This window comes from Bradyrhizobium sp. NAS96.2, assembly GCF_001908235.1.
In the GTDB taxonomy this organism is placed as follows: Bacteria; Pseudomonadota; Alphaproteobacteria; order Rhizobiales; family Xanthobacteraceae; genus Bradyrhizobium.
Genome location: NZ_LGHK01000100.1, coordinates 46,559 through 70,405 on the forward strand (window position 1 = coordinate 46,559; position 23,847 = coordinate 70,405).

Genomic DNA, 23,847 nt, shown 5'->3' on the forward strand with positions numbered 1-23,847 from the left:
ATGCCAGATATGGTGGGGACGGCGGGGATTGCCACTCTCGATCACGGACCGCGCCGGAACCCGCCTTCAGATCACCGCGACGACCACCTTCCCCTTGGCACGCCCCGTTTCGACATAGCTGAGCGCCTCGTTGGTCCTCTCGAACGGGAAGACCCGGTCGATCACTGGGTTTATGTCGCCAGCCTCGATCAAAGAAGTGATCTTTCCGAGTTGCCCGCCGTTCGCCGTCATGAAGAGAAACGAGTAGTTGATCCCTCGCCGTTTCGATCTTCTCCTGATCCCGAAGCTGAGCAGCCACATGACCTGTCGAAGCAGCCAGCCGGAGCCGCTCTCCCGCGCGAAGGCCGGATCGGGCGGCCCGGAAATCGAGATCAGTTTCCCGCCCGGCTTCAGCACCGCAAGGGACTTCTCCAGCGTGTCCTTTCCGAGGCTGTTGAGCACGACGTCATAGTCCTGCAGTACTTTCCCGAAGTCATCCTTCTTGTAATCAATCACGACATCTGCGCCGAGAGCTCTCACGAGCGCGATATTCGACGTGCTTGTGGTCGTCGCCACATATGCCCCGAGATGCTTGGCAAGCTGGATCGCGATGGTGCCGACGCCGCCGGAACCGGCATGAATCAGGACCTTCTGCCCCTTCCGCAAATTGGCACGCTCGACAAGCACCTGCCACGCAGTCAGGGCGACAAGCGGGATGGATGCCGCCTCTTCCATCGTCAGATTGTTAGGCTTCAGCGCGACATCCGCCTCGTCCATCGCGATATATTCAGCAAATGTCCCGATGCGGTCCTGCGCCGGACGCGCATAGACCTCGTCTCCGGGCTTGAATCGCTGGACCTTGGCGCCGATACGGACCACGACGCCCGCAACATCGTTGCCCAACACCAGAGGAAGGCGGTACGGGAGGATCATCTTGAACTCTCCGTCCCTGATCTTGCAGTCCAGCAAGTTCACGCCGGCGGCGTGAACCTTCACCATGACGTCGTTGTCGCGCAACTGCGGTTCGGGACTTTCGCCGAGCCGCAGCGCGGCACCCTTCGCATAGCGATCGATCAGGAATGATTTCATCGGATGAGCTTTCGTTTCTGTGATGGAACGGCAGCACGCGCAATGCGGCGAGCAAGGCTTAGTCGGCCAGTCTGCTGAACTTCCGAAGGCTCTTGTCGACGAAGGATTCGGGCAGGAAGCGTCGCATGAACCGGACCTGCCCTGCGGCCTTTCCGGCCGTGTAGCGCCGCTTCGGCGATGCCGCATTCGCGGCCCTTACGACGGCTTCGGCGACCACCTCGGGTGCATCGCCCTTCGCGACCACCTCGCGCATCAGCCTCTCCGCGCTCGCGCGAACCGTATCGTAGACGGCAAGGGGCCGGTCCGGTCGTATGATGTTCTCTTCAAAGGGCGTGCGGGTCACGCCGGGCTCGACAAGCACGATCCGGATTCCCTGCGTCCGCACCTCATGGTCGAGGGACTCCGAATAGCCTTCGACGGCGTGCTTGCTCGATGCGTATAGTGCGTTGTAAGGCGCGGGGATCAAGCCGAGTATGGAACTGAGGTTGACGATCCGCCCCCCGCGCTGCCGTCTCATTACCGGCAAGACCGCATTTGTCATTCGGATGATGCCGAACACGTTCACGTCGAATACGGCCTTCGCCTGTGACGTGGTTGATTCCTCGGCGCCGCCCAGCAGTCCGATCCCGGCATTGTTGACGAGAAGGTCGATCCGCCCTGCCCGGCTTAGAACTTCGTCGACAACGGCCTGCACGGATACATCGTTGATCACATCGCACATAAGCATCGTGATCCCGTCGGCGGGATCGGGCATCGACTTCCGGCTGGTGCCGAAGACGCGGTAACCATCGCGCTGCAGCGCTCGTGCCGTCACCAGGCCGATGCCGGAAGAAGCACCCGTGACCAGGGCAACGCCGCGTACCGTCTTGCTCATCGGCTTCCGCTTTCATTTTGTCATGGAATAATGATCAGCAAGCTGTTACTATCAAATCAGTACCAAGTCACTACTAAAATGATACCAACATGAAGAATCTTTCAGACCAGCCATGCCTGATCGCCCGTAGCCTGGCACTCGTCGGGGACGCATGGAGCATGCTGATCATGCGTGACGCCCATGCGGGGCTGACCCGCTTCGATGATTTCCGCAAGAGTCTCGGTATCGCACCGACGATGCTGACGGGCCGGCTTTCAGCCCTGACCGACGAGGGGCTGCTGGAGAAACGACGTTATTCCGAACGTCCGCCACGGGACGAATATGTGCTGACGGAAGCGGGCCGCGACTTTTTGCCGGTGCTGTTTGCAATCGGCGCGTGGGGGCGCAAGCATCGAGGCGGGGGCAAGGTAACCCGGTTCTTCGACGCGGAGACCGGAACAGAAATCGATCCCGTCACCATCGACCGCGCGACGGGTGCAGCGGTCGGAACACGTCCCATTCGCGTTAGCGAACCTGAATGAGCCTCCGCGGCCGGGCGCCTTCAACCTCAACGCTACCGATCATCGAGTCCAGCGAGTCACCGCTCGTCCGATCATGAACCACTCGATCAGGATGCTTCGGATCACGAGACGATTTTTAATCGTTCGATTTTTGAATCGTTCAACACTGGATCGATTCAAACGTCTCACGCGAGGCGTGCAATTGCGCGACGTACTCCGTTGTCTCGCAGTCACACCCGCGAGCTTAGCGCACAGCTTCGATAGCTTCTAACCGCGCGCGGGCTGTTTACGAAAATCACCGTGATAACGACGCCGGAGAAATTCTCTTCGGGGGCGTTGAATGACGGACGGATGGATTCGGCCGCAGCGGTTTGCGGCTTCGGCGTTGGTGGTGCTTTCGGTTGCTGCTGCGGACGCGGCGTTCGCGCAGACGCAATTGCCGTCGGTGACGGTCGATGCGCCGTCGCACCGGCAAGCGGCGCGATCGCAGCAGCCCTCGCAACGGACCACGCGCCCGCGCAGCGCCACGCGCCGCGCAACCGTCGCCCCGGTGGGAGCACAGCCGCAAGCAGCGCAGCAAGCTGCAGGCTCAGGCGCCGGACACGAGCGCGCCAACGGTCCGGTCACCGGCTATCTGGCGCTGCAGAGCGCTGTTGGTACCAAGACCAGCACGCCGATCATCCAGACGCCGCAATCGGTGACGGTCATCAGCTCCGAGCAGATCCGCGACCAGAAGATCGTCAGCAAGTTCGACGAGGTGCTGCGCTACACGCCCGGCGTCATCGGCGGCACCTACGGCGCCGATTTCCGCAACGACTGGTTCATGATCCGCGGCTTCCCCGCGCAGAACGAGTCGCTGTTCCTCGACGGCCTGCAACTGTTCTACACCTCCTATGCGAGCTGGAAGCTGCAGCCCTTCAATCTCGAGCGCGTCGAGGTGCTGCGCGGCCCATCCGGCATCCTGTACGGCGGCTCGGCGCCGGGCGGCCTCGTCAACGCCGTCAGCAAGCTGCCGCAGGCCGAGCCCATTCGCTACATCGAAACTGGCGTCAACAATTTCGGCAACGCCTATACCCAGTTCGACATCGGCGGCGCGACGGCACAGCTAGGCGGCGGCCAGGTGCAGTATCGCCTCGTCGGCCAAGCCCAGGGCGGCGGCACCCAGACCGACTATGTCTACGACAACAATTTCTTCTTCGCCCCGTCGGTGACCTGGCGGCCCGATGCCGACACCAGCCTCACCGTGTTCGGCATGGCCTCGCACAGCAACACCCGCGCGCTGAACTTCCTGCCCTATGTCGGCACCGTCACCAACGCACCGTTCGGGCGGATTCCGACCAGCCTGTTCGCCGGCGATCCCGGCGTCGACCAGTTCCGCCGCGACCAGCAGATGGTCGGCTACCAGTTCCAGAAGAGCGTGACCGACAGCGTCGACTTCCGCCAGAACGCGCGCATGGCCCACGCCGACGTCTACTATGCCGGCCTTTACGGGCTCGGCTACGCGACGACGCCGGCGGCCGCCGACATCACCCGCGGCAATTTCTACACCCGCGGCATCGCCACCCAGCTCAACCTCGACAATCAGCTCGAATACCGTTTCGCCACCGGCGCGCTGCAACACACCGCGCTGGTTGGCGTCGATCTGAAATATTATGGGATCGACGACCGCCAGGGCTTTGGCGCGGGCACCAACCTCAACGTGCTCAATCCGGTCTATGGCAACAATCTGCCGTTCAGCGGCGCGCTGTATCAGAACGCCTATCTGATCCAGGGCATGGCCGGGCTTTATCTGCAGGACCAGGTCAAGCTCGACCGCCTGACCGTCGTGCTGTCAGGGCGCCAGGATTGGGTCGATCTCACCAGCAACAACCGGATCGGCGCCTCGCAGGGCCGCGACGACAGCAAGTTCTCCGGCCGTGTCGGCGTGATCTACAATTTCGACAGCGGCGTTGCGCCCTACGTCTCCTACATGACCGGCTACAATCCGGTGGTCGGCACCAACGCCGCCGGCGAGTTGCTGCTGCCGGAAACCTCCGAGCAGACCGAGGTCGGCGTCAAGTACGAGCCGGCCGGGCTCAACGCGCGGTTCGGCGTCGCGTATTTCGATCTCAAGCGCAAGAACGCGCTGACGACAGATCCGAACAACACCCTGTTCCAGACCCAGAACGGCGAAGTCACCTCGCGCGGCGTCGAACTCGAGGCGGTTGCGAACATCACGCGGGATTTCAAGCTGGTGGCGAGCTACACCAATTACGAGCTGTTCGTCAGCAAGGACCTCAATCCCGCGCTGATCGGCACCGTGCCGACCAACACGCCCCGAGAGCTCGCGTCGGTCTGGACCGACTACACCTTCCGCGAGGGTCCGCTCACGGGCTTCGGCTTCGGCGGCGGCGTGCGCTATGTCGGCTCGTCCTTCGCCGACACCGCGAACACCGCGCGCGTTCCGGGGGTCGTGCTCGGCGACCTCGCCTTGCACTATGAATGGGACAACAACTGGCGCGCGGCGCTGAATGTCGTGAACGTGACGGACAAGATCTACGTCGCGAGCTGCGCCACGATCAGCTCCTGTTATTACGGCGACCGCCGGCGCATCACGGCAAGCCTCGCCTACAAATGGTGAGCGCGCCGCGAAACATTTCGTTCACAAAACTATCATCGAGAGGCGGCGTCCGGCCGCCTCTCTTTTTCACCGCCGTCAGGGTGGTGTCAGCATGTCGCGCTAGGTTCGATCAGCGGCAACGCTTTTGCCGCGCCCAGGCTGGCCCGCTCCGAAACGCGAGCCCCGGAGCGGGCCTTTTACATGCAGGGGTTTCCCGCGACCGCCGAGCGCGGATCGGCGTCAGAATGCATTCCTGAACTGCGCGACATAGTCGGGGCTTCCATAGACCCACATCGGCTCGTCGCATTGGTGCGATCCCAGATCGTTCGTGCAGGCCGCACTCCATGGCGGCGCCGCGATCTGGCGGCCGACGATCCCGGATCCCTGCCATCGACTGCCGATGATCGGTTGCGTGCCGGCACGCGCGAGATGGCTGCTCTTGTCGGTTCGCACATGACCCATGGCTTGGGGCATCAGAACTTGGCTCGTGAGCGACGGCACCAGCAGGAGCGCCGCCAGAAGGTATGTGGTCTTCATCGTTCAGCCGCCTTGATTGAGCCTCGCGCGGGCGAGGCATGTACGTTGCTGAACGGAAGACCGGGACTGCGATCCGGATATTTCCGGATCACGCGAATGTTTGGCAGTGTCGTGCCGCGGCCTAATCCTGGTAGGCTTGAACCGGCCGAGGTGAAACGAGAAGCAAAACTCGGACAAAAGATGTTGCGAGAATGCGGATGTGTGACTCACAGCCCGTACAACACACTCGGTGTCGTCCCTGCCTAGTGCGCAATTGCACACGGGAGCAGGGACGACGCGCGGAAAGAGTTGTGTATGCTCTCCGGTGTCATCGCCCGGCTCGACCGGGCGATCCAGTACGCCGCGGCCTCTCGGCTCAAGCACTGCTGTCTCTGGAATACTGGATCACCCGCCTGCGCGGGTGATGACACCGAGTAGCTGTTTGACAGTTGAATCAGAAGCCCTACCCGTCTCATTGCGCGCGAAGCAGGCGCGGAGCGACGTTCTACTACAGCCCGGTATACCCGGCCTTCACATGGTCGGTGCTGCCGTCGAGCTGGCGCAGATAGGTCAGGCCGCACACGGTGAGCCGATGCGTGTCGCGTTCGCCCGCCTCGAACAGCGTTTGCACGTACTCTGTTACCTTCGCGCGCGCCTCGTCGCTTGCAGCGGACGTGCGGTTGAGTAGCAGATCATACGTCTGCATGATCCGATCGATAGCGGCTTCCATTGAAGTCTCCGGGTTGACGCTCAGACGACCACCAGCGTCTCGGCCTCGAACTTCGCGATCGCCTTGTTGGCGAGGCGAAGCCGGTTCAGTTCACCGCGCTGGAACAGCTTCACGATGATGCCGAGCAGGCGCTCATTGGTGGCGAAAGTGTCAGGAATAGCGCCGGATTTGCGCAGATAGTTCGAGGCGATCGCGTAGGCGTCACCGACGACCTCGACATTCAGCACCTCGATCTCGCGCTCAACCAGCATGTCCTGCTTCTCCGTTGGGAGACAGGATAAAGCGCGGGCAACGCCATGGTTCCTCGGCGGGACCCATTTATTTTCGCAGGTGCAGCATGAAAAAGCGCATCGGCCGGGCATGACCGATGCGTTGGTTGAAGCAAGGTTGGACTGGAGGAGGCTGCCGGTCTTCTAGGCGGCCGGCTTGGCCATCAGGCGAAGAGAGGAAGGCTCAGAGGCGATACAGGATCTGGTCGGTCCAGAAGCGCTCGAGGCGATGCAGCGACTTGTTGAGGCTCGCGAACTCCTCGTTCGAGATGCCGCCGACCTGCTCCACCGTCTTGACGTGCTTCTGATAGAGCGCATCGACGATACGGCGCACTTCCTGGCCCTGCGGGGTCAGACGGATGCGGACCGAGCGGCGATCGACGCGCGAGCGCTGATGATCGAGGAAGCCGAGCTCGACGAGCTTCTTCAGATTGTAGGAGACGTTGGAGCCGAGATAGTAGCCGCGGGTGCGCAGCTCGCCGGCGGTCAGTTCCTTGTCGCCGATATTGTACAGCAGAAGCGCCTGCACCGAGTTGATGTCGGCGCGGCCGCGACGATCGAATTCGTCCTTGATGACGTCGAGGAGCCGGCGATGCAGCCGCTCCACCAAAGTCAGGGCTTCGAGATAGAGCGGCTGCACCGGAGCTTGACCGGTAGCGCGATCAGCGGCATCCGCCGCCGTTGTCGCAACGGCTTTCATCATGACACTTCCCCTGTTTGTCGTTTTTATCGACTTTATTCGACGAAACTTGTGTCCCGCCTGATAGGTCCAACGTAAGGGGGCCGTTTGAATATCCGCTTAAATAAGAGAATAAAGAGATCATGAATTTAAGACAGTGAATCGTGGATTAAGCCCATGGATCAAAGGCTTTTCGCAACTTTTCATTGACGGTGGCAGACCCTTTGTTCACGCTTCGTCTGCCTGCCCTGTCACATTCGGAAACAGCACCGTCTGAATTCGAAACGACGGCGTAACGAGTGTGAGGGAACCCTTTACGGTGACCGATCGGTTACCGGAAAATTCTTTGAAAATTTTATCGGATGCATCGCGGCGGGACACGCGCGATGCGCGCGAGCGGCTCTCATTCGTTACCGCGGCCAGACCGGTTCCGCCGTCGGCCCGCGCAAAGCCGGCCGGCACACGCACCAAGATCCGGTGAAATGGATCCCGACGGCAGGTCCCGTGGAGATGCTCCGAAAACGGGGCGCCTCGAAAGGGATGCGATCTGTCGGCATCCACCTAGCAGAACCAGCGAAGCTGTCTTCTCGTTGCGCGCACGACTGCCAGATATCGACAGCCGCCGTCAGCTATTCATCGCGCTGTCGCGGCCGGGCAACAGTGCATCAGGCCGTCCCTGCACGCGGCCTATGGCGGGCGTTCGCGCGCCGACATCCAGGCCAGCGCGAGATAGGCGGCAAGCATCACGGCCTCGAGCCCGACCACGGTGAGGCTGCCGCCATAGATGCCCGGAAACATCAGCTCGATGACCGCCATCGACACCACGGTGGTCAGCCACACCACGGCGCCCCAGGGCGTCGCGAGCCAGAGCCCGACCGCGGCGACGAGTTCGATGACGGCGAAATAGATCGTGGCGGTCTGCCAGGCCATCGACTGGTTCTCGAAGGCCTCCTCCTCGCCGCCGACGAAGCCGGTCACCTGAGCCCAGTGATAGAGGCCCTTGGCGACCGAGACGACGGCCATGATGCGCAGGAAGATGACGAGGCGCCGCGTCCACGCATTGTCGTCCGGCTCGATCCGGTCGGACGAGATCGCGCTGACCGAGATGGCGTTGTCCCGCGCCTGATCGCGTGCAGAGGTGTCAGACATCCGAATCGCCGCATGGCGGCTGCAAAATGGGGTTCATGGCGCAGTCTTGGCCCGCCGGGGACGCAAAATCAATTGCCGTTGCGGCAAATCAAGGGCGCTTGGGATGCAAAGGCGGCGCAATGACGGCGCCCCTGTGAGGTGCTAGAAGCGGACCTATATCAGGTCCAAACCAGCCGTCCGTCGAGGAGAACAAGACATGGCGATCAAATTCGGGCGCCCGATCGAATTGCGCGACACACCGCGGCGCCAGACTGATGCCCTCGCCTCCCCCTCGCTGGACCTTGCGATCCGGATGCGCCGCAACCGCAAGTCCGAATGGGCCCGCCGGCTGGTGCGCGAGAACGTGCTGACGACCGATGACCTGATCTGGCCGATGTTCGTGGTCGACGGCCACAACACCCGCACCCCGGTGGCCTCGATGCCCGGCGTCGACCGGCTCACCGTCGACCAGATCGTCCGCGACGCCGAGCGTGCCGCAAAACTCAACATCCCCTGCATCGCGCTGTTTCCCTTCACCGAGCCGGCGTTGCGCGACGAGCAAGGCTCGGAGGCGCTCAATCCGGACAACCTGGTCTGCCAGGCGGTGCGCGCTATCAAGAAGGAGTTTCCCGATATCGGCGTGCTCTGCGACGTCGCGCTCGATCCCTTCACCAGCCACGGCCATGACGGGCTGATCGAGGATGGCAAGATCCTCAACGACGAGACCGTCGCGGTGCTGGTGAAGCAGGCACTGACCCAGGCCGAGGCCGGCTGCGACGTGATCGCGCCGTCGGACATGATGGACGGCCGCATCGGCGCGATCCGCGAGGCACTCGACGACAACGGTTTCGGCGACGTGCAGATCATGTCCTATGCGGCGAAATACGCCTCGGCGTTCTACGGCCCGTTCCGCGACGCGATCGGCTCGGCCAAGACGCTGACCGGCGACAAGCGCACCTATCAGATGGACAGCGCCAATTCCGACGAGGCGCTGCGCGAGGTCGAGCTCGACATCGCCGAGGGCGCCGACATGGTGATGGTGAAGCCCGGCATGCCCTATCTCGACATCGTGCGCCGCGTGAAGGACCATTTCGCGATGCCGACCTTCGTGTACCAGGTGTCCGGCGAATACGCGATGATCGCGGGCGCCGCCGCCAATGGCTGGATCGACGGCGAGCGCGCGATGATGGAGAGCCTAGTCGGCTTCAAGCGCGCCGGCGCCGACGGCATCCTGACCTATTTCGCGCCGAAGGCCGCCGAGAAGATCAAGGCGGAGACTTGAGCTAGGTCCGGCCCGCGGCCGGCACCGCCGGATGCGGGCCACACAGCGGGCGCAGTGCATCGCGCTGCTGTTGCGACAGCACGGTCAGCGGATAGATCGGCTCACCGGTCTCGCGCTTGAAGAACGGATGCGGCCACGCCTTTCCGCGCAGGCGCCAGCCAAGCACCTTGCCGATGGCGCGCGCGATCAGCGCCAGGTTCAATCCGGTCGAGCCCTTCGGCGCCTCGCCGACCGCATATTTGCCGAGGATCGCGCCGACCGGCTTGCCGAACGCTGCATCGGCACGCGGCGCGCCGCCGTCGAATGCCTGCACCGCGATCCCGACGAACGGGACCGACGGCGTCAGCGTATTGCCGACCGGCGTGTTGCAGCATGTCGTGTGCCAGCGGAACAGCCCCTTCGGCGTCAGCCGCACGCCCGCGATCTTGTCCTGGCCCTGCACGAAACTGAGCGAGGACGGCGCGACCTGGACGATGTCGGTGCCGCCATGTGCATCGAGCAGATCGGCGCGGCCGAGCTGATGCATGAACGCCTGGCAGTCGTCGCAATAGCAGACCACGCGGTTGGCGGACTGCGGCGCAGCATTGCTGACCGTGCCTCGCACGGCCCCGCAGCGGCAGCGCAGGTCCAGCTGTGCGCTCATACGACCTCCCGTTGCAGCCCGGCGGCGCAACGATGCAGCTGTCGGCCCGCAGCGCCTCGCCTGATGCCCGACAGTAGCGGGCGGGCGGTGCGAAAGCCATCTGGGGGCGACCGCTTTGGCCGCCGAATCGCCGGAATATTTCGGCTAGTTAATGTTCGCGCAGACTTGGCAGGCGCCCCTCCTGTTCCCATGTCCTGCGCGGGAGTTTCATCGGAGGTTGGTCATGTCTTACGGCAGTGACGGTGGTGCTTGGCGCAATGAAGCCTGGCGTAACGACGGCGGCGTTCCCCCGCATGCGTTCGATCCATCGATAGAGCCGGAACTGTTCCGCGGGGTGCTGACGCGGCGGGTGTTTGCGTTCCTGATCGACCTCTTCGTGCTGTCGGTGCCGGTGATCCTCGCCGTGATCTTCATTGCCGTGTTCGGCCTGGTCACGCTCGGCCTCGGCTGGGCGCTGTTCTGGCTGGTGTCGCCGGCGTCGATCGTCTGGGCCATCGTCTATTACGGCGCCTCGATCGGCGGCCAGCATTCGGCCACGCCAGGCATGCGCATGATGGATCTGGAACTGCGCACCTGGTACGGCGCGCGCGGCTATTTCGTGCTCGGCGCCACCCACGCGGTGCTGTTCTGGGTGACGATCTCGTTCCTGTCGCCGCTGGTGCTGCTGGTCGGCCTGCTCAACGGCCGCCGCCGGCTGCTGCATGACATCATCCTCGGAACCGTCATTATCAACAGCTCGGTCCGGACCCAGGTATCTCCGGCCGCGCGGGCCTCCTATTAGGCCCGCCTAAACCAATTGACCGTTAGCCTCCGGGGGGGCGATGCTAACTCGGCTGCCTGTATTGTTTGTGGAGCCCGACGATCAGACGTGACCCAGCACTCGCGTGATACTCCCCAGTTCTATCTGACGGCGCCCTCACCCTGCCCTTATCTGCCGGGCCGGCACGAGCGGAAGGTTTTCACGCACCTGGTCGGCGACAAAGCGGGCGATCTCAACGACTTGCTGACCCATGGCGGTTTCCGGCGCAGCCAGTCGATCGCCTACCGCCCGGCCTGCGACCAGTGCCGGGCCTGCGTCTCGGTCCGGGTGATCGCCAACGAATTCCGTCCCTCCCGCAATTTCCGTAAAGTTCTGGCCCGCAACGCCGACATCATCGGCGAGCAGCGCACCGCGGTGCCGACCTCAGAGCAATATTCGGTGTTCCGGGCCTATCTCGACCGCCGCCACCGCAACGGCGGCATGGCCGACATGACCGTGCTGGACTACGCGATGATGGTCGAGGACAGCCATGTCGAGACCCGGATCATCGAGTACCGCAAGCGCAATGCCGACAGCGCCATCACCGGCCGCGGCGACGAGCTGATGGCGGTGGCGCTGACCGACGTGCTCAGCGACGGGCTGTCGATGGTCTATTCCTTCTTCGAGCCGGGGCTGGAGGCCCGCTCGCTCGGCACCTTCATGATCCTCGATCACATCGCCCGCGCCCGCCGGCAAGGCCTTCCTTACGTCTATCTCGGCTACTGGATCGAGGGCTCCAAGAAGATGGACTACAAGGGCCGCTTCCTGCCGCAGCAGCGGCTCGCGCCGTCGGGCTGGCTGCGCGTCGACGCGTCAGGCGAAGGGCTGGCCGAGCCGCAGGACTAGCGTCTGCTAGGTCCCGAACAGCGTATCGAACAACAGCTTCACGTTCAGGATCACGATCAGGCCGGCGACGATCCACGCCGCCACCGCAACCGGCATCGAGATCGCGAACGCGCCCATCTTGCGCTTGTCGGACACGAAGCGCACCAGCGGGATCACTGCGAACGGCAGCTGCATCGACAGCACGACCTGGCTGAACACCAAGAGCTGCGCGGTGCCGCTCTCGCCATAGAGCGCCGCGACCACGATCACCGGAACGATCGCGATGCCGCGGGTCACCAGCCGTTGCAGCCAGTCGGGCAGCTTGAGGTCGAGAAAGCCCTGCATCACGATCTGGCCGGCCAGCGTCGCCGTCACCGTGGAGTTGAGGCCGGATGCCAGCAGCGCCACGGCAAACAGCGTGGAGGCAATGCCGAGGCCGAGCAGCGGCGACAGCAGCTCGAAGGCCTGATCGATCTCGGCGACATCGGAATGGCCGCTCTTGTGGAAGGTCGCGGCCGCCAGCACCAGGATCGCGGCGTTGACGAACAGCGCCAGCATCAGCGCGATGGTGGAATCGGTGGTCGCCCATTTGATCGCGTCGCGCCGGCCCGCCTCGGTGCGCGGATAGGCGCGGGTCTGCACGATCGAGGAGTGCAGATAGAGGTTATGCGGCATCACGGTGGCGCCGATGATGCCGATCGCGATGTAGAGCATCTCCGGATTGGTGACGATCTCGCGCGACGGCATGAAGCCGCCGAGCACGCCGGCAATCGGCGGCGCGGCGGCGGCGATCTGGACCACGAAGCAGACCGCGATCACGATCAACAGCGCGATCACGAACGCCTCGAGGAAGCGGAAGCCGCGGTTCATCAGGAGCAGCAGCAGGAACGCGTCGAGCGCCGCCAGCAGCGCGCCGCCGATCAGGGGAATGCCGAACAGCAGCTTCAGCGCGATCGCGGTCCCGATCACCTCGGCGAGGTCGCAGGCGATGATCGCGGCCTCGCAGGCGAGCCACAGCAGCAAGTTCACCGGCCGCGAATAGGTCGCGCGGCAGGCTTGCGCCAGGTCGCGATCGGTGGCGATGCCAAGCCGTGCGCTCAGCGCCTGCAGCAGGATCGCCATCAGGTTGGAGAGCAGGATGACCGACAGCAGCGTGTAGCCAAACTTCGATCCGCCGGCGAGATCGGTCGCCCAATTGCCGGGGTCCATGTAGCCGACCGAGACCAGATAGCCCGGGCCCGCGAAGGCCAGCAGCCGGCGCCACCACACGCCTGTGCTCGGCACCGCGACGGTCGCATTCACCTCGGGCAGGCTGCGCGCGTGTCCGGCATCGCCGCGCCAGCCGTCTGGCATGGCGTCGGGAACGGAAACGGACGGCATTTGAGGGGTTCGGGCATCCATACCGGGCAGGATGGCTGATCTCTCCCGTTATTGCAACTCATTTGCAACTGCATCTAGGCTCACGAAAATGATACTGCCTGCCCCGCTTGTAAAGCACTGAGGAAGTGCTTTACGTTAGATGCATGATCAAGCTGCCTGTCGAGACGCCGACCGCAACGCTGCGCTACGCCCTCGCGCCCGATCCGTCGGGCATCGAGGCGATCGAGGCGACCTTTGCGGCCTATGACCGAATGATGGCGATCCTCGCCGAGGTCGCGCCGGTCGGCGCCAACCTCGTCTCGCTGCACGCCCAGGCCTATGAGCGGATCCGCAAGGAGACCGGCCTGCCCGCGCGGCTGGTGACGCTCGGCCTGCGCGATCGCGCCAATTACATCGCAGGCGCCGCCGTCCGCCGGATACCGCTCGACGACAAGTTGTTTGCGATCAAGGGTCCAACTTCACTGACCATTAGCACTGTCAGCGGACGCGTCTTGGTGCCGTTCGACGTGCCGGGATATGTCTCGGGCTGGGAAAGCCCCTTCCCGGCGCATTTGATCTCGGATGGACGCGGCTACGAAATCCACATCGCCGTCAAATCGAAATCAGCACAACCGGAGGAGAAGACCATGCTTCACGAAGGCATCCTTGCGCGCATGGGCCGGCTTCTTGCCGCCATCGCGAGCCAGACCATCGACAATGTCGAGGGCAACAACAAGGTGGCGCTGGTCAAGCAGGCGATCCGCGAGATCGACGCCGGCGCCGACGAAGCGCGCTATGCGCTCGGCAAGTCGCGCGCCGAAGAATTCCGTCTGAAGAGGCGCCGCGAAGAACTGGATACCGAGACGGCTGGCCTCAACGAGAAGATCCGTCTCGCACTTGCGGAAAGTCGCGAGGATCTCGCGCGCGCCGGCGTCGCGCGGCAAATTGACCTGGAGTCGCAGGTGATCGCGCTGGAACGCGCGATGGATTTCATCGAGCTCGAAATCGATGAACAGACCAAGGCGCTGCAAGCCATGCTCGGTGCGCGCCGCGAGGCGGAAGCGCGATTGGCCGATCTCGAACAAAGTCTGATCCGCGAGGCCAAGGACGAAACCAGCCGGGGCCCATCGACGACCAATACATTGAGTGCTGAACGCGCCATGGCGGCGATCGCCCGGGTCACCGGTGTTCCCGCTTCCAGCGTGCTCGGCGACAGGGAGCTTGACGAACTCGATCGCCTGCACCGCGAAAAGGAAATCGCGGCGCGGCTTGAAAGGATCAAGTCAGAAAAATGAGTGCAGTTGGCGACATCCTGCTCGCCCCCGACGTACGGCCCTTTGCGGTCGCGGCTGCGATCATGGTGGCACTTGGCGGTATCGAGCTGCTGACCACCATGGTCGGACTTTCGATCAGCGAGCTCATCGGCAAGGAGTTCGCGGTCGAGGCCGAGAGCCACAATGCTCTTAGTGGCCTGTTTCTCTGGATCAACGCCGGGCGGCTTCCCCTCCTGATCCTGATCATCCTGATACTTGGCATCTTCTCGATCGGAGGCTTTCTGCTTCAGGGACTGGCGCATGCCGCAGGCACCGCCATTCCGGTTTCCATTGCCGCGGTGGTTGCTGCCGCGGGCAGCATTCCCGTAATCAGAAACAGCAGCCGCGGCCTCGCCCGCATCATTCCGCGCGACGAGAGCTATGCGGTCAACGACAGCGACTTTGTCGGCAAGGTCGCAACCGTGTCGGTCGGCCCGCTCGATCAGGGCCTGCCCGGCCGGGTTCGTCTCAAGGATGTCTTCGGAAACTGGCACACCGTGTCGGCGCGTGCCAGCGCAGAGTCCGAGGCATTGCCGGTCGGCGCCAGCGTGTTGCTGGTCGATCGCGACGCCAAAAGCTTCATCGCGATCGCCGCTCCAGCCGACCTCGTCGAACAACAACACTCTTCCAACAGGGCATAACACATGTGGGAACTTGCTATACCCGTCGTTATTGGCGTCCTTGCCATTCTCGTCATCGGCCTTCTCTTCGCAAAGCTTTATAAGCGCTCGACGCGCGATGAGGCCTACGTCCGCACCGGCCTCGGCGGCCAGAAAGTGGTGCTCGACGGCGGCTCGCTGGTGCTGCCGATCTTCCACTCCACCGCCGCGGTGAACCTGAAGACGCTCCGGCTCGAGGTCGCGCGCGGCGGTCCGGACTCGCTGATCACCAAGGACCGCATGCGCGTCGACATCGGCGCCGAGTTCTATCTGCGGGTCAAACCCGACTCCTCCTCGATCGCGCTCGCCGCGCAGACGCTCGGCAACCGCACCAACGACGCCGCCGAGCTGCGCGAGCTGGTGGAAGCAAAATTCGTCGACGGCCTGCGCTCGGTCGCTGCGACCATGAACCTCGAGGAATTGCAGGAGCAGCGCGCGACCTTCGTCAAGGCGGTGCAGGATGCGGTCGGCGCCGACATCCAGAACAACGGTCTTGAGCTCGAGTCGGTGTCGCTGACGCGGCTCGACCAGAGCGACATCAAGCACTTCAATCCGAGCAATTTCTTCGACGCGCACGGCCTGACCACGCTGACCAAGATCACCAAGGAGCGTGAACAGGAGCGCAACCAGATCGTCCGCACCACCGAGGTCAATATCGCCCAGCAGGATCTGGTGGCGCGGCAGACCACGCTGACGATCGAAAGCACCAAGCGCGAGGCCGAGCTCGCTCAGCAGCGCGATATCGCCAACAAGACCGCGGCGATGCGCGCGCAGACCGCGCAGGTCGAGCAGACCGCGTTGCAGAACGAGGCCGAATACCGCATCCAGCAGGAGCTTGCGGTCGCCAACAAGCAGACCGAGGCCAACCAGGCCCGCGATACCCGCAAGATCGAGGCCGATCTCGCAGTCAAGCGCCGCAACACCGAGATGGAGCGCGACCTTCAGATCGTCGCCCAGGAGAGCGCGATCGCGGTCGCGGCCAAGAGCAAGGAGCAGTCGGAAGCCCAGACCATCGCCGAGACCGCGCGTGCGGTTGCGATCGCCGCGGAGGAAAAGGTCACCACCGCCCGCGCCACCGAAATCGCCGAGCGTGACAAGATCATCAACGTGATCGCGGCGCGCAAGGCGGCCGAGACCGACGCGATGCCGATCACGGTCATGGCCGAGGCGGAACGCCAGGCCGCCGCCAACAAGGCGGAAGCCACCAACGTGCTCGCCAAGGCCGACGCGGCGGCCGCGACCACCCGCGCGGCCGGCGTCAAGGCGCTCGGCCAGGCCGAAGCCGAGGTCGCGACGATGAAGGCGGAGGCGCGCAACAAGTTGAGCGCCGAGATGATCGACTACGATCTCAACCTGGCGCGGATCAACGTGATCCCGAGCGCACTCGCCGAGGCGGTGAAGCCGATCGAGAAGATCTCGGACATCCGGATCTTCGACACCGGCAGCATGCTCGGCCGCGGCGGCGCCAACGGCCATGCCAATGGCAATGGCGGTCTCGGGCTCGGCGACGGGCTCGCCGCGCAGTTGCTGTCGGTCTCGGCGTTCAAGCCGATGATCGACAAGATCCTCGCCGAGGCGGGATTCCCCGCAGGCCCCGACGCCATGACCAACCTATTGAGTGCTCTGCGTGCCACGCAAGCGGACGTACCGGCTCCGTCCGTCGACAGCACGGCAACGCCGCCGACCACCATATCGGGATCCGGCCACGCGACGCTTGGCCCGAGGTCGTAGCACAGCACCGGCGCGATCACGGGCCGACTCTCCTGTGATCCCAAAGCTCAAGGGCCTAGTCCGGCTCTGAACATCGCAAGAACGGCCCGCCTCTCCGGCGGGCCCTTCTTTTTGACGTTGTCGGGAAACGGGTGGGATCGGACGGCTTCCAATCACACACTAAAGGCAGTCGAATTGATAAGGATTCTGCCATGTCCGCCGATACGCCTCGCCTGCCAAGCACCTTCAATCGCCTGGCCTGGTCCAACCTCGCCGCGCAATCGGCCGAACAGATCGCGCTTGCGGCCGCACCCATCGTCGCCGTGCTGGTGCTCGGCGTCGGCGAAGGCCAGACCGGCCTGTTGCAGACCGCGCTGACGCTGCCCTTCATCCTGTTTGCGATTCCCGCCGGCCTGCTCGCCGACCGCGTGTCGCGGCGCTGGGTGATGGCCGGCTCCGAGGCGCTGCGCGCGGCGGCCCTTGCCGCGATCCTGCTGTTGCTCTGGCTCGGCGCGATGACCTTGCCGCTGCTTGCTCTGCTCGGCTTCATCGCGGTCTGCGGCACGGTTGCCTACAGCGTCGCTGCGCCGGCGCTGGTCCCCTCGCTGGTGACATCGCAGCAACTCCCGGCAGCGAACGCCCGCATCGAACTCGCCCGCACCGTCGCTTTCGCCAGCGGTCCCGCGCTCGGCGGTGTGCTGGTCGGCTGGGTCGGTGCCGCGCCCGCATTCGGCTTCGCCGCGGCCCTGTCGGCGATCGCGGTGGTGCTGCTCGCCGGCCTCTACGAGCCGGCGCGTGCGCCCGCCCCGCGGCGTCATCCGTTACAGGACATCAAGGAAGGCGCGGCCTTCGTGATGCATCACGCCCTGCTGCGGCCTGTGTTCATCACCCAGTTCATCTTCAACACCGCATCCTTCCTGCTGCTCGCCGTGTTCGTGCCCTATGCGGTGCGCCATCTCGGGCTCAGCGCCACCGGTGTCGGCGCCACGCTTGCGATGTACGGGGTCGGCATGGTGGTCGGCGCGCTGTTCGCAACCCGGGTGATGAAGCGGCTGGCGTTCGGCACCGTGATCGGGCTCGGCCCGGTCACCGGCCTCGTCGCCTCGCTGGTGATGGCGCTGACGACCTGGATTGCAACGCCGCTGCTCGCGGGCCTCGGCTTCTTCCTGCTCGGCGTCGGCCCGATCCTGTGGGTGATCTCGACCACCACGCTGCGCCAGTCGGTGACGCCGCCCTCGCTGCTCGGCCGCGTCTCGGCGATCAACATCATGAGCTACGGTGCCCGCCCGCTCGGCTCCGCGCTCGGTGCGATCGTCGGCGGCCTCTACGGCGCCGAAGCCTGCCTCTATCTCGCGGCCGCGATCTTCGCCGCCCAGGCGCTGGTGATCCTGCTGTCGCCTGCGGTATCGCTGACCCGGCAGCCCGACATGGTCGGCGAGCCGGTGCGCTGCTAGCGTTCGTCATTGCGAGGAGCGATAGCGACGAAGCAATCCACGTCTCCGCAAGCGGTGAAATGGATTGCTTCGCTTCGCTCGCAATGACGGGGAGAGAGCCCGGCTAGCTCGCCAGATAGCGCTCGTATTTGCCGCCGACGACTTCGTCGGCGGCAACGGCCGGATCCAGCGTGTAGAGATCCTGCGCATGGCTGATGCCGCGCAGCACGAAGCGGCCGGTTGAAACCAGATAGTTGCGGCCGGCGGCGTCGAGCCCGGTGCGGAAGTCGGTCGAGGTCAGCAATTCCCGGTCGACCGAAGCGCACATCGAGGCGATCCGGCTGACCTCGTTGACGGCGGGCCCGACCACCGTGAAGTCCAGCCGGTCCTCGCTGCCGATATTGCCGTAAAACACTTCACCGACATGAAGGCCGACATAGGCTGTGGTCGTCGGCTGTCCATCGGCGGCGCGGCGCTCGTTCAACGCATCCATGTTGCCGCGGAATTTGTGCTCGGCCCGCAGCGCCGCGCGCTTGGCCCCCGCCAGGTTTTCGCCGGTGAACATCGCCAGCACGCCGTCGCCGATCAGCTTCAGCACCTCGCCGCCGGCATCATGGATCGCGTCGATCGAGGCCTGCGCGTAATCGTTGAGGAACGGAATGATCTCGTCCGGACCGATGCGCTCGCTGATCGCCGTCGAGCCGCGCACGTCGGAGTACCACAGCACGGCCTTGATCTTCTCGGTGATGCCGCGCTGCATGCGCCCGCGCAGCACCTGCTCCGCCGTCTCGCGGCCGAGATAGACCCGGCCGAGCGTGCGGGCGATCTCGACCTGGGCCGCCGACTTGATCGCAAGCCCGAGCACCGGCACCAGATCGCGCAACGCTGCCATATGATTATCGCCGAACCCATCCGAATGGCGCGTCGTGTAGTAGGAATAGAAACAGTCCATCTCACCGATCGTGCCGGCCTCGCCGAAGCGGTGCACGAAGGCAGCGAAATGCTTGTGGCCCTTCTCGGCAAGCTCGCCGATCATCGAAAAATCATGGCTCTCGGCGAGATCGATCACCATCTCGTCATGGCCGTTTTCGAGCATGTGATGGAACGCCGACCGCCGCCAGTTCTGGTTGGCCTCGCCGGTGCTGGTCGAACCGTATTCGAAGATGTCGGACTCGTTGCTCTCGCCATCATTCCAGCGGAAGCCACGCCCCTCGAAGATCGGATGCAGGGTGTCGATGAAGACGATGGCCCGCGACAGCGGCATGCCGGCGGCCCGGCAGCGCTCGCAGAAGCCGCGCAGCAGGTCGTTTTCCGGCAGGCCCGTCAGACCCTGGCGGACCAACCAATTCATGAGGCGCAAACGGGGCGTCAGTTCCATACGTTGGATTATGCCGAGCAATTGGTGCGGGAGGAAGGGCTGGTTGCCGCGTGACAGATGCGGACGCCAATGCGGCATTGCAAGGCCGCCCGGCCGCATCATTTCACAGGGAACAGCACCGCCGGAGCCGGCGTTTCCACTTCCCTTTGCCCCTGGCTTCGCGCACAAGGAGCGCATGGACAACAATGCCGGCCCGCAAAATCCGATCCGACGCCTTATGAAATGGGCGATCACCCCGCCGCAATCCTATGGGGTCTATCTGGCTGGCATCATCCTGGTCTACGCCCTTTCGTTCTATGCCGGCACGCTGAAGCCGAAACATGTTCCCGCCCCGCCGGTGACCGCGCCGTCCACCCCGCACGGCTGATCAGGGCGGCTTGGTCTCCGACGTCGCGATCCAGATTCCGGCGCAGACCGCAATCAGGCCGACCACCAGATTGGCCGTGATCGGCTCGCGGACCAGCTGCTTCGCCAAAAGCCCGGCCGCGATCGGATTGACCGTCATGGTGTTGGCGACACGGGTCGGTGAGGCCCGCTCGAGCGCCAGGACCCACAGGATGAAGGCCAGCGCACCGCCGGCTATTCCGAGATAGAGCCCGGCGATCCATTGCGACGCGCCGAAATCGCGCAGCGTCGCCATGCTGCCGGTGAACGCCCCGACCGCCACCAGCACAGCCGCTCCCGCCCCCATGCCGACGGCAAGGAAGCCGAGCGCGCTGGAGCGGCGGATGAATGGTCGCGACAGCACGTTGTAGAACGCCATGCAGAGCACCGCGGCGGCCATGATCAGCTCGCCGCGCCACGCGCCCGCTGGCGCCGCCGACAGCCCGGATGCGAGCGCGGCGGCGACGCCGAGCACCGCAATCGAGACCCCGGCCGATTTGCGCATCGTCAGCGGCTCGATGCCGAGCACGGCACCAACCACCATGGTGGACAGCGGTAACGTCGCCAGCGCGAGGCTGGCGCGCGCCGCCGTCGTGTAGGACATCGCGAGATTATAGAGCACGAAGAACACGCCGAAGAAGGCGATGCCGAGCGCCGCAACCGCCGGCCAATCCTCGCGCCGCGGCCACTTCGCCCCGAGCAAGACCGCAACGGGAAGCACGCAGAGGAAACCGATCGCCCAGCGCAGGATCGCAAGCGTGATCGGGTCGGCACTGCCCGCGAGGTAACGCGTGATCGCCGCAGCGGTGCCGCCGAGGCAGCTCGAGAGCAGCGCAATCGCGACGCCGATCCACTCGCCCATCCTGCTCCCCATGCGTTTCGTGCCCGCTTGTGGCATCTTGCCCGGCGAGATCGTTTCGGCAACTACCTGACAGGTACTCATGTCACAGCGCGATTTTGCAGCCAGCCTGCGCTGGTGGCGGCAGCGCAAGGGCCATTCGCAACTCGAGCTCGCCGGGCGCGCGGATATCTCGCAGCGCCATCTGAGCTTCCTCGAGCTCGGCCGCGCGGCGCCGAGCCGCGACATGGTGATCCGGCTTGCCGCGGCGCTCGACGTGCCGCTGCGTCAACGGAACGCGCTATTGGTCGCGGCGGGCTTTGCACCGGTGTGGCGGCAAACCGACCTCGCCGCGCCCGAGCTCGCGCAGGTCCGTTACGCCCTCGATTTCATATTGGCGCAGCAGGAGCCGTTGCCGGCGGTCGTGGTCGACCGGCACTGGAATCTGCTGCTGGCCAATGCCGGCGCGGTGAGGCTGGTGGAATTCCTGGTCGGGCCGCTGGTATCGGGCACCGCGGTCAATCTCGCCGACGCACTGGTCGCGCCCGGCGTACTGCGGCCCTATCTCACCAACTGGACCGAGGTCGCCGGCTACTTCGTCCGCAGCGTCGAGGCCGATGCCGCCAGCGACGGCACCACCGCAACGGCTGATTTGCTCAAGCGCCTGCTGGCCTATGACGGGGTCGAGGCGGCGTTGGCCGCGCCGCCCGCGGGGCCTGCGTCCGGGCCGGTGCTGCCGATGCTGTTCCGCAAGGGCGACGTCCGCCTGCAGCTGTTCACGACAATTGCAACGCTGGGGACGCCGCAGGACGTCACGCTGCAGGAGCTGCGGATCGAGAGCTTCTTTCCGATGGACGAAGAGACCGCGCAGATTTTTCGAGACTGGTCGAAGGCGAGTGCCGCCGAGGCGGCTCAGTCATAGAACTCCGGCGACATTTTCAGCCCTTCGCGCTGCGCCTTGTCGTGGTTGATCCAGAGCTGCGCCTTCTCTTTCGCCAGAGTGTCGGCGATCTTCTGCATCGAGGCCAGCGTCTGCTCCTTGCTGGCGTTCAAGCTCGGTACGCGTCGATTGTCCCAGTTGTCCTTGAAGTGAACGGCGTCGCCGGTCAGTACGACCGCGCCAGTCTTCGGCAGCTTCACCAGCAGCGACTGGTGGCCGGGCGTATGGCCCGGCGTCGACAGGATGGTGATGCTGCCGTCGCCGAACACGTCGCGGTCGCCCTCGAGCTTGGTGACGGGATGCTCGGGCTTGAAGCGCGGCCCGTTGTTGACGCCCGGCCATTCGTACTCCGCCTTCTGCACATAGAGCATCGCGGCCGGGAACAGCTCGACATTGCCGATGTGATCGGGATGGGTGTGCGAGACGGCCAACGCCTTGATGTCCGACGGCTTCACGCCGAGCTGGTCGAGCTGCGCGGCGAGCGTCTTCGGCCGCCGCCACGTGATCGCCTTGGGATCGGCAGGCGCAAGGCCGTTCGGCATCGCAGCCACCGCGTCGGGAATGCCGGTGTCCCACAGGAACCAGCCCTGCGCGTGCTTGATCAGATAGCAATTGTCGACGAAGTCCATCGACTTGCCTTCGTTGACGCCGGGCGACCAGCGCGAAATGTCGCCGGCAACGCCCTCGCCGCAATTGAGGACGTAGAGCCGCTCGACGCCTGATTTCGCCGGCTGGGCGTCTGCCTGCGGCGCCGCGCCCACGACCCAGAGCAACACTGCAAGACCGATTGCCTTCCTCACATTGCCCTCCACCGATCGAGCCCGTTATTTCAACGCGCGCGGTCGCAATGTGCCGTCTTGCCGCCGATCGTGGAAGACGCGGAGATGGGCCCGACCGATCAATTGAATGCGAGTGCGTGAGGCGCCGGCTAGACCATTTCCGCCGGGGCCAGCCGGCAGGTCTCGCTGCTGATCTCGACCTGCAGCGTCGCGTGGTGGATGCTGAACCGCTCCGAAAGCTCGGCGCAGACGCGATGCAGGAAGATATCGTCATGTCCGCCAGGCCGCACCAGATGCGCGGTCAACGCGGTCTCGCTGGTGCTCATCGCCCAGATGTGCAGGTCATGCACCTCGGTGACGCCCTCGAGCGCGGCGAGATAGTCCCTCACTAGCTTGAGCTCGATCCCCCTCGGCACCGCGTCGAGCGCGAGGTTGACGCTGTCGCGGGCAAGCTCCCAGCCGCTCAGCAGCACGACCACGGCGATGGCGAGGCTGATCGCCGGATCGAGCCATTGCCAGCCGGTCGCCATGATCAGCAGCGCGGCGATCACGACGCCGAACGAGACGCCGGCATCCGCCGCCATGTGCAGATAGGCGCCGCGGACGTTGAGGTCGCTGTCGCGGCCGCGCATGAACAAGAGCGCAGTGCCGCCATTGATCAGGATGCCGAGCGCCGCGACCCAGACCACGGTCCAGCTTGCGACCTCCGCAGGCTCGCGGAAGCGGTTGATCGCCTCGACCGCGATGCCGCCGACCGCGATCAACAGCAGCCCGGCGTTGAACAGCGCCGCCAGGATCGAGGCACGGCGGTAGCCATAGGTGTGGGTGTCGGTCGGGCGCCTGCCGCCGAGCCACGCCCCGCCCCAGGCCAGCAGCAGCGCGATGACGTCGGAGAGATTGTGAACGGCGTCGGAGACCAGCGCCAGCGAGTTGGCGGAGTAGCCGAAGATCAGCTCAGCGACGACGAAGGCGGTGTTCAGCGATGCGCCGACCGCAAAGGCCGTGCCGAAGCTGGCGGGCGCGTGGCTGTGTCCGGCATGGGAATGCCCGGCGTGGGAGTGTCCGCCGTGCGAGTGCCCGTGAGAATGACCGCCGTGGTCATGGTCGTGGTCGTGATTGTGCGCCATGGCAACCGTCGCCCG

Annotated in this window: 24 protein-coding genes; 11 read left to right on the forward strand and 13 right to left on the reverse strand. The window is 64.6% G+C overall.

From position 1 onward, the window contains the following. Positions 1-66: 66 nt before the first annotated feature. Both AC628_RS22200 and AC628_RS22205 read right to left on the reverse strand, forming a co-directional pair. Positions 67-1,068, reverse strand: coding sequence for an NADP-dependent oxidoreductase (locus AC628_RS22200; protein ID WP_074128868.1), 1,002 nt, complete (start codon positions 1,066-1,068; stop codon positions 67-69). A gap of 58 nt (positions 1,069-1,126) precedes the next feature. Continuing rightward, entirely contained in the window at positions 1,127-1,942 is an 816-nt protein-coding gene (locus tag AC628_RS22205; protein ID WP_074128869.1) for an oxidoreductase, read from the reverse strand. 89 nt (positions 1,943-2,031) lie between these two features. On the opposite strand from AC628_RS22205, the gene AC628_RS22210 reads away from it, so the two are divergent. Next, on the forward strand, positions 2,032-2,463 hold the full coding sequence (locus AC628_RS22210; protein ID WP_074128870.1) for a winged helix-turn-helix transcriptional regulator: 432 nt from the start codon (positions 2,032-2,034) through the stop codon (positions 2,461-2,463). A gap of 319 nt (positions 2,464-2,782) precedes the next feature. Continuing rightward, positions 2,783-5,062 carry a TonB-dependent siderophore receptor gene (locus AC628_RS22215; protein ID WP_074128871.1) on the forward strand — a complete coding sequence of 760 codons (2,280 nt, stop codon included), beginning with the start codon at positions 2,783-2,785 and terminating at the stop codon, positions 5,060-5,062. A gap of 219 nt (positions 5,063-5,281) precedes the next feature. On the opposite strand, the gene AC628_RS22220 is transcribed toward AC628_RS22215, so the two are convergent. The 5 genes from AC628_RS22220 to AC628_RS22240 all read right to left on the reverse strand — a co-directional run bounded on the left by AC628_RS22220 (position 5,282) and on the right by AC628_RS22240 (position 8,384). After that, a complete protein-coding gene (locus AC628_RS22220) occupies positions 5,282-5,578 on the reverse strand; it encodes a hypothetical protein (protein ID WP_074128872.1) in 297 nt (98 codons plus the stop codon). Positions 5,579-6,065: 487 nt separating this feature from the next. Continuing rightward, a complete protein-coding gene (locus AC628_RS22225; protein WP_021078384.1) occupies positions 6,066-6,287 on the reverse strand; it encodes a hypothetical protein in 222 nt (73 codons plus the stop codon). 20 nt (positions 6,288-6,307) lie between these two features. After that, positions 6,308-6,538 (reverse strand): hypothetical protein, encoded by a 231-nt coding sequence (locus AC628_RS22230; RefSeq protein ID WP_050422594.1) that lies wholly within the window; start codon positions 6,536-6,538, stop codon positions 6,308-6,310. Positions 6,539-6,740: 202 nt separating this feature from the next. After that, positions 6,741-7,259: a transcriptional regulator LdtR gene (gene ldtR / locus AC628_RS22235; RefSeq protein ID WP_028333857.1), complete on the reverse strand. Its 519-nt coding sequence runs from the start codon at positions 7,257-7,259 to the stop codon at positions 6,741-6,743. Positions 7,260-7,922: 663 nt separating this feature from the next. Next, entirely contained in the window at positions 7,923-8,384 is a 462-nt protein-coding gene (locus AC628_RS22240; RefSeq protein WP_050422596.1) for a DUF6163 family protein, read from the reverse strand. 196 nt (positions 8,385-8,580) lie between these two features. Between AC628_RS22240 and hemB the strand changes: the two genes are divergently transcribed. Next, a complete protein-coding gene (hemB, locus tag AC628_RS22245; protein WP_074128873.1) occupies positions 8,581-9,645 on the forward strand; it encodes a porphobilinogen synthase in 1,065 nt (354 codons plus the stop codon). A 1-nt stretch (position 9,646) separates the two neighbouring features. Here hemB and AC628_RS22250 read toward each other — a convergent pair whose 3' ends face one another. After that, positions 9,647-10,288, reverse strand: a complete 642-nt coding sequence (locus tag AC628_RS22250) for a DUF6151 family protein (protein WP_074128874.1) — start codon at positions 10,286-10,288, stop codon at positions 9,647-9,649. Positions 10,289-10,511: 223 nt separating this feature from the next. Here AC628_RS22250 and AC628_RS22255 point away from each other — a divergent pair, with 223 nt between their 5' ends. Together AC628_RS22255 and AC628_RS22260 are read left to right on the forward strand one after the other, a co-directional pair. Next, positions 10,512-11,069, forward strand: a complete 558-nt coding sequence (locus tag AC628_RS22255) for an RDD family protein (RefSeq protein ID WP_074128875.1) — start codon at positions 10,512-10,514, stop codon at positions 11,067-11,069. Between the two features lie 87 nt (positions 11,070-11,156). Beyond that, entirely contained in the window at positions 11,157-11,933 is a 777-nt protein-coding gene (locus tag AC628_RS22260) for an arginyltransferase (protein ID WP_050422600.1), read from the forward strand. A 6-nt stretch (positions 11,934-11,939) separates the two neighbouring features. Here the strand turns inward: AC628_RS22260 and AC628_RS22265 are convergent, their stop codons facing one another. Further along, complete coding sequence (locus tag AC628_RS22265; RefSeq protein ID WP_074128876.1) at positions 11,940-13,313, reverse strand: Nramp family divalent metal transporter; 1,374 nt, start codon at positions 13,311-13,313, stop codon at positions 11,940-11,942. Positions 13,314-13,435: 122 nt separating this feature from the next. On the opposite strand from AC628_RS22265, the gene AC628_RS22270 reads away from it, so the two are divergent. The 4 genes from AC628_RS22270 (at position 13,436) to AC628_RS22285 (ending at position 18,407) form a co-directional block, all read left to right on the forward strand. Further along, positions 13,436-14,566, forward strand: coding sequence for a PspA/IM30 family protein (locus tag AC628_RS22270; protein ID WP_083633083.1), 1,131 nt, complete (start codon positions 13,436-13,438; stop codon positions 14,564-14,566). Continuing rightward, positions 14,563-15,225 carry an OB-fold-containig protein gene (locus tag AC628_RS22275; protein WP_074128878.1) on the forward strand — a complete coding sequence of 221 codons (663 nt, stop codon included), beginning with the start codon at positions 14,563-14,565 and terminating at the stop codon, positions 15,223-15,225. The genes AC628_RS22270 and AC628_RS22275 overlap by 4 nt, the downstream gene beginning before the upstream one ends. Before the next feature lie 3 nt (positions 15,226-15,228). Then, entirely contained in the window at positions 15,229-16,974 is a 1,746-nt protein-coding gene (locus AC628_RS22280) for a flotillin family protein (protein ID WP_074128879.1), read from the forward strand. Positions 16,975-17,165: 191 nt separating this feature from the next. After that, complete coding sequence (locus tag AC628_RS22285) at positions 17,166-18,407, forward strand: MFS transporter (protein WP_074128880.1); 1,242 nt, start codon at positions 17,166-17,168, stop codon at positions 18,405-18,407. Positions 18,408-18,510: 103 nt separating this feature from the next. On the opposite strand, the gene AC628_RS22290 is transcribed toward AC628_RS22285, so the two are convergent. Beyond that, positions 18,511-19,764: an adenylate/guanylate cyclase domain-containing protein gene (locus AC628_RS22290; protein ID WP_074128881.1), complete on the reverse strand. Its 1,254-nt coding sequence runs from the start codon at positions 19,762-19,764 to the stop codon at positions 18,511-18,513. Positions 19,765-19,939: 175 nt separating this feature from the next. Between AC628_RS22290 and AC628_RS22295 the strand changes: the two genes are divergently transcribed. Next, the gene (locus AC628_RS22295; RefSeq protein WP_074128882.1) at positions 19,940-20,131 is read left to right on the forward strand and encodes a hypothetical protein; all 192 of its coding nucleotides are present in this window, start codon (positions 19,940-19,942) and stop codon (positions 20,129-20,131) included. On the opposite strand, the gene AC628_RS22300 is transcribed toward AC628_RS22295, so the two are convergent. Then, the gene (locus AC628_RS22300) at positions 20,132-21,010 is read right to left on the reverse strand and encodes a DMT family transporter (protein ID WP_074128883.1); all 879 of its coding nucleotides are present in this window, start codon (positions 21,008-21,010) and stop codon (positions 20,132-20,134) included. 79 nt (positions 21,011-21,089) lie between these two features. Here AC628_RS22300 and AC628_RS22305 point away from each other — a divergent pair, with 79 nt between their 5' ends. Continuing rightward, complete coding sequence (locus tag AC628_RS22305; RefSeq protein ID WP_074128884.1) at positions 21,090-21,908, forward strand: helix-turn-helix domain-containing protein; 819 nt, start codon at positions 21,090-21,092, stop codon at positions 21,906-21,908. Here AC628_RS22305 and AC628_RS22310 read toward each other — a convergent pair. Both AC628_RS22310 and AC628_RS22315 read right to left on the reverse strand, forming a co-directional pair. Continuing rightward, on the reverse strand, positions 21,899-22,714 hold the full coding sequence (locus AC628_RS22310; RefSeq protein WP_074128949.1) for an N-acyl homoserine lactonase family protein: 816 nt from the start codon (positions 22,712-22,714) through the stop codon (positions 21,899-21,901). The genes AC628_RS22305 and AC628_RS22310 overlap by 10 nt on opposite strands. A gap of 140 nt (positions 22,715-22,854) precedes the next feature. Continuing rightward, the gene (locus tag AC628_RS22315) at positions 22,855-23,832 is read right to left on the reverse strand and encodes a cation diffusion facilitator family transporter (protein WP_074128885.1); all 978 of its coding nucleotides are present in this window, start codon (positions 23,830-23,832) and stop codon (positions 22,855-22,857) included. Between the last annotated feature and the right edge of the window lie 15 nt (positions 23,833-23,847).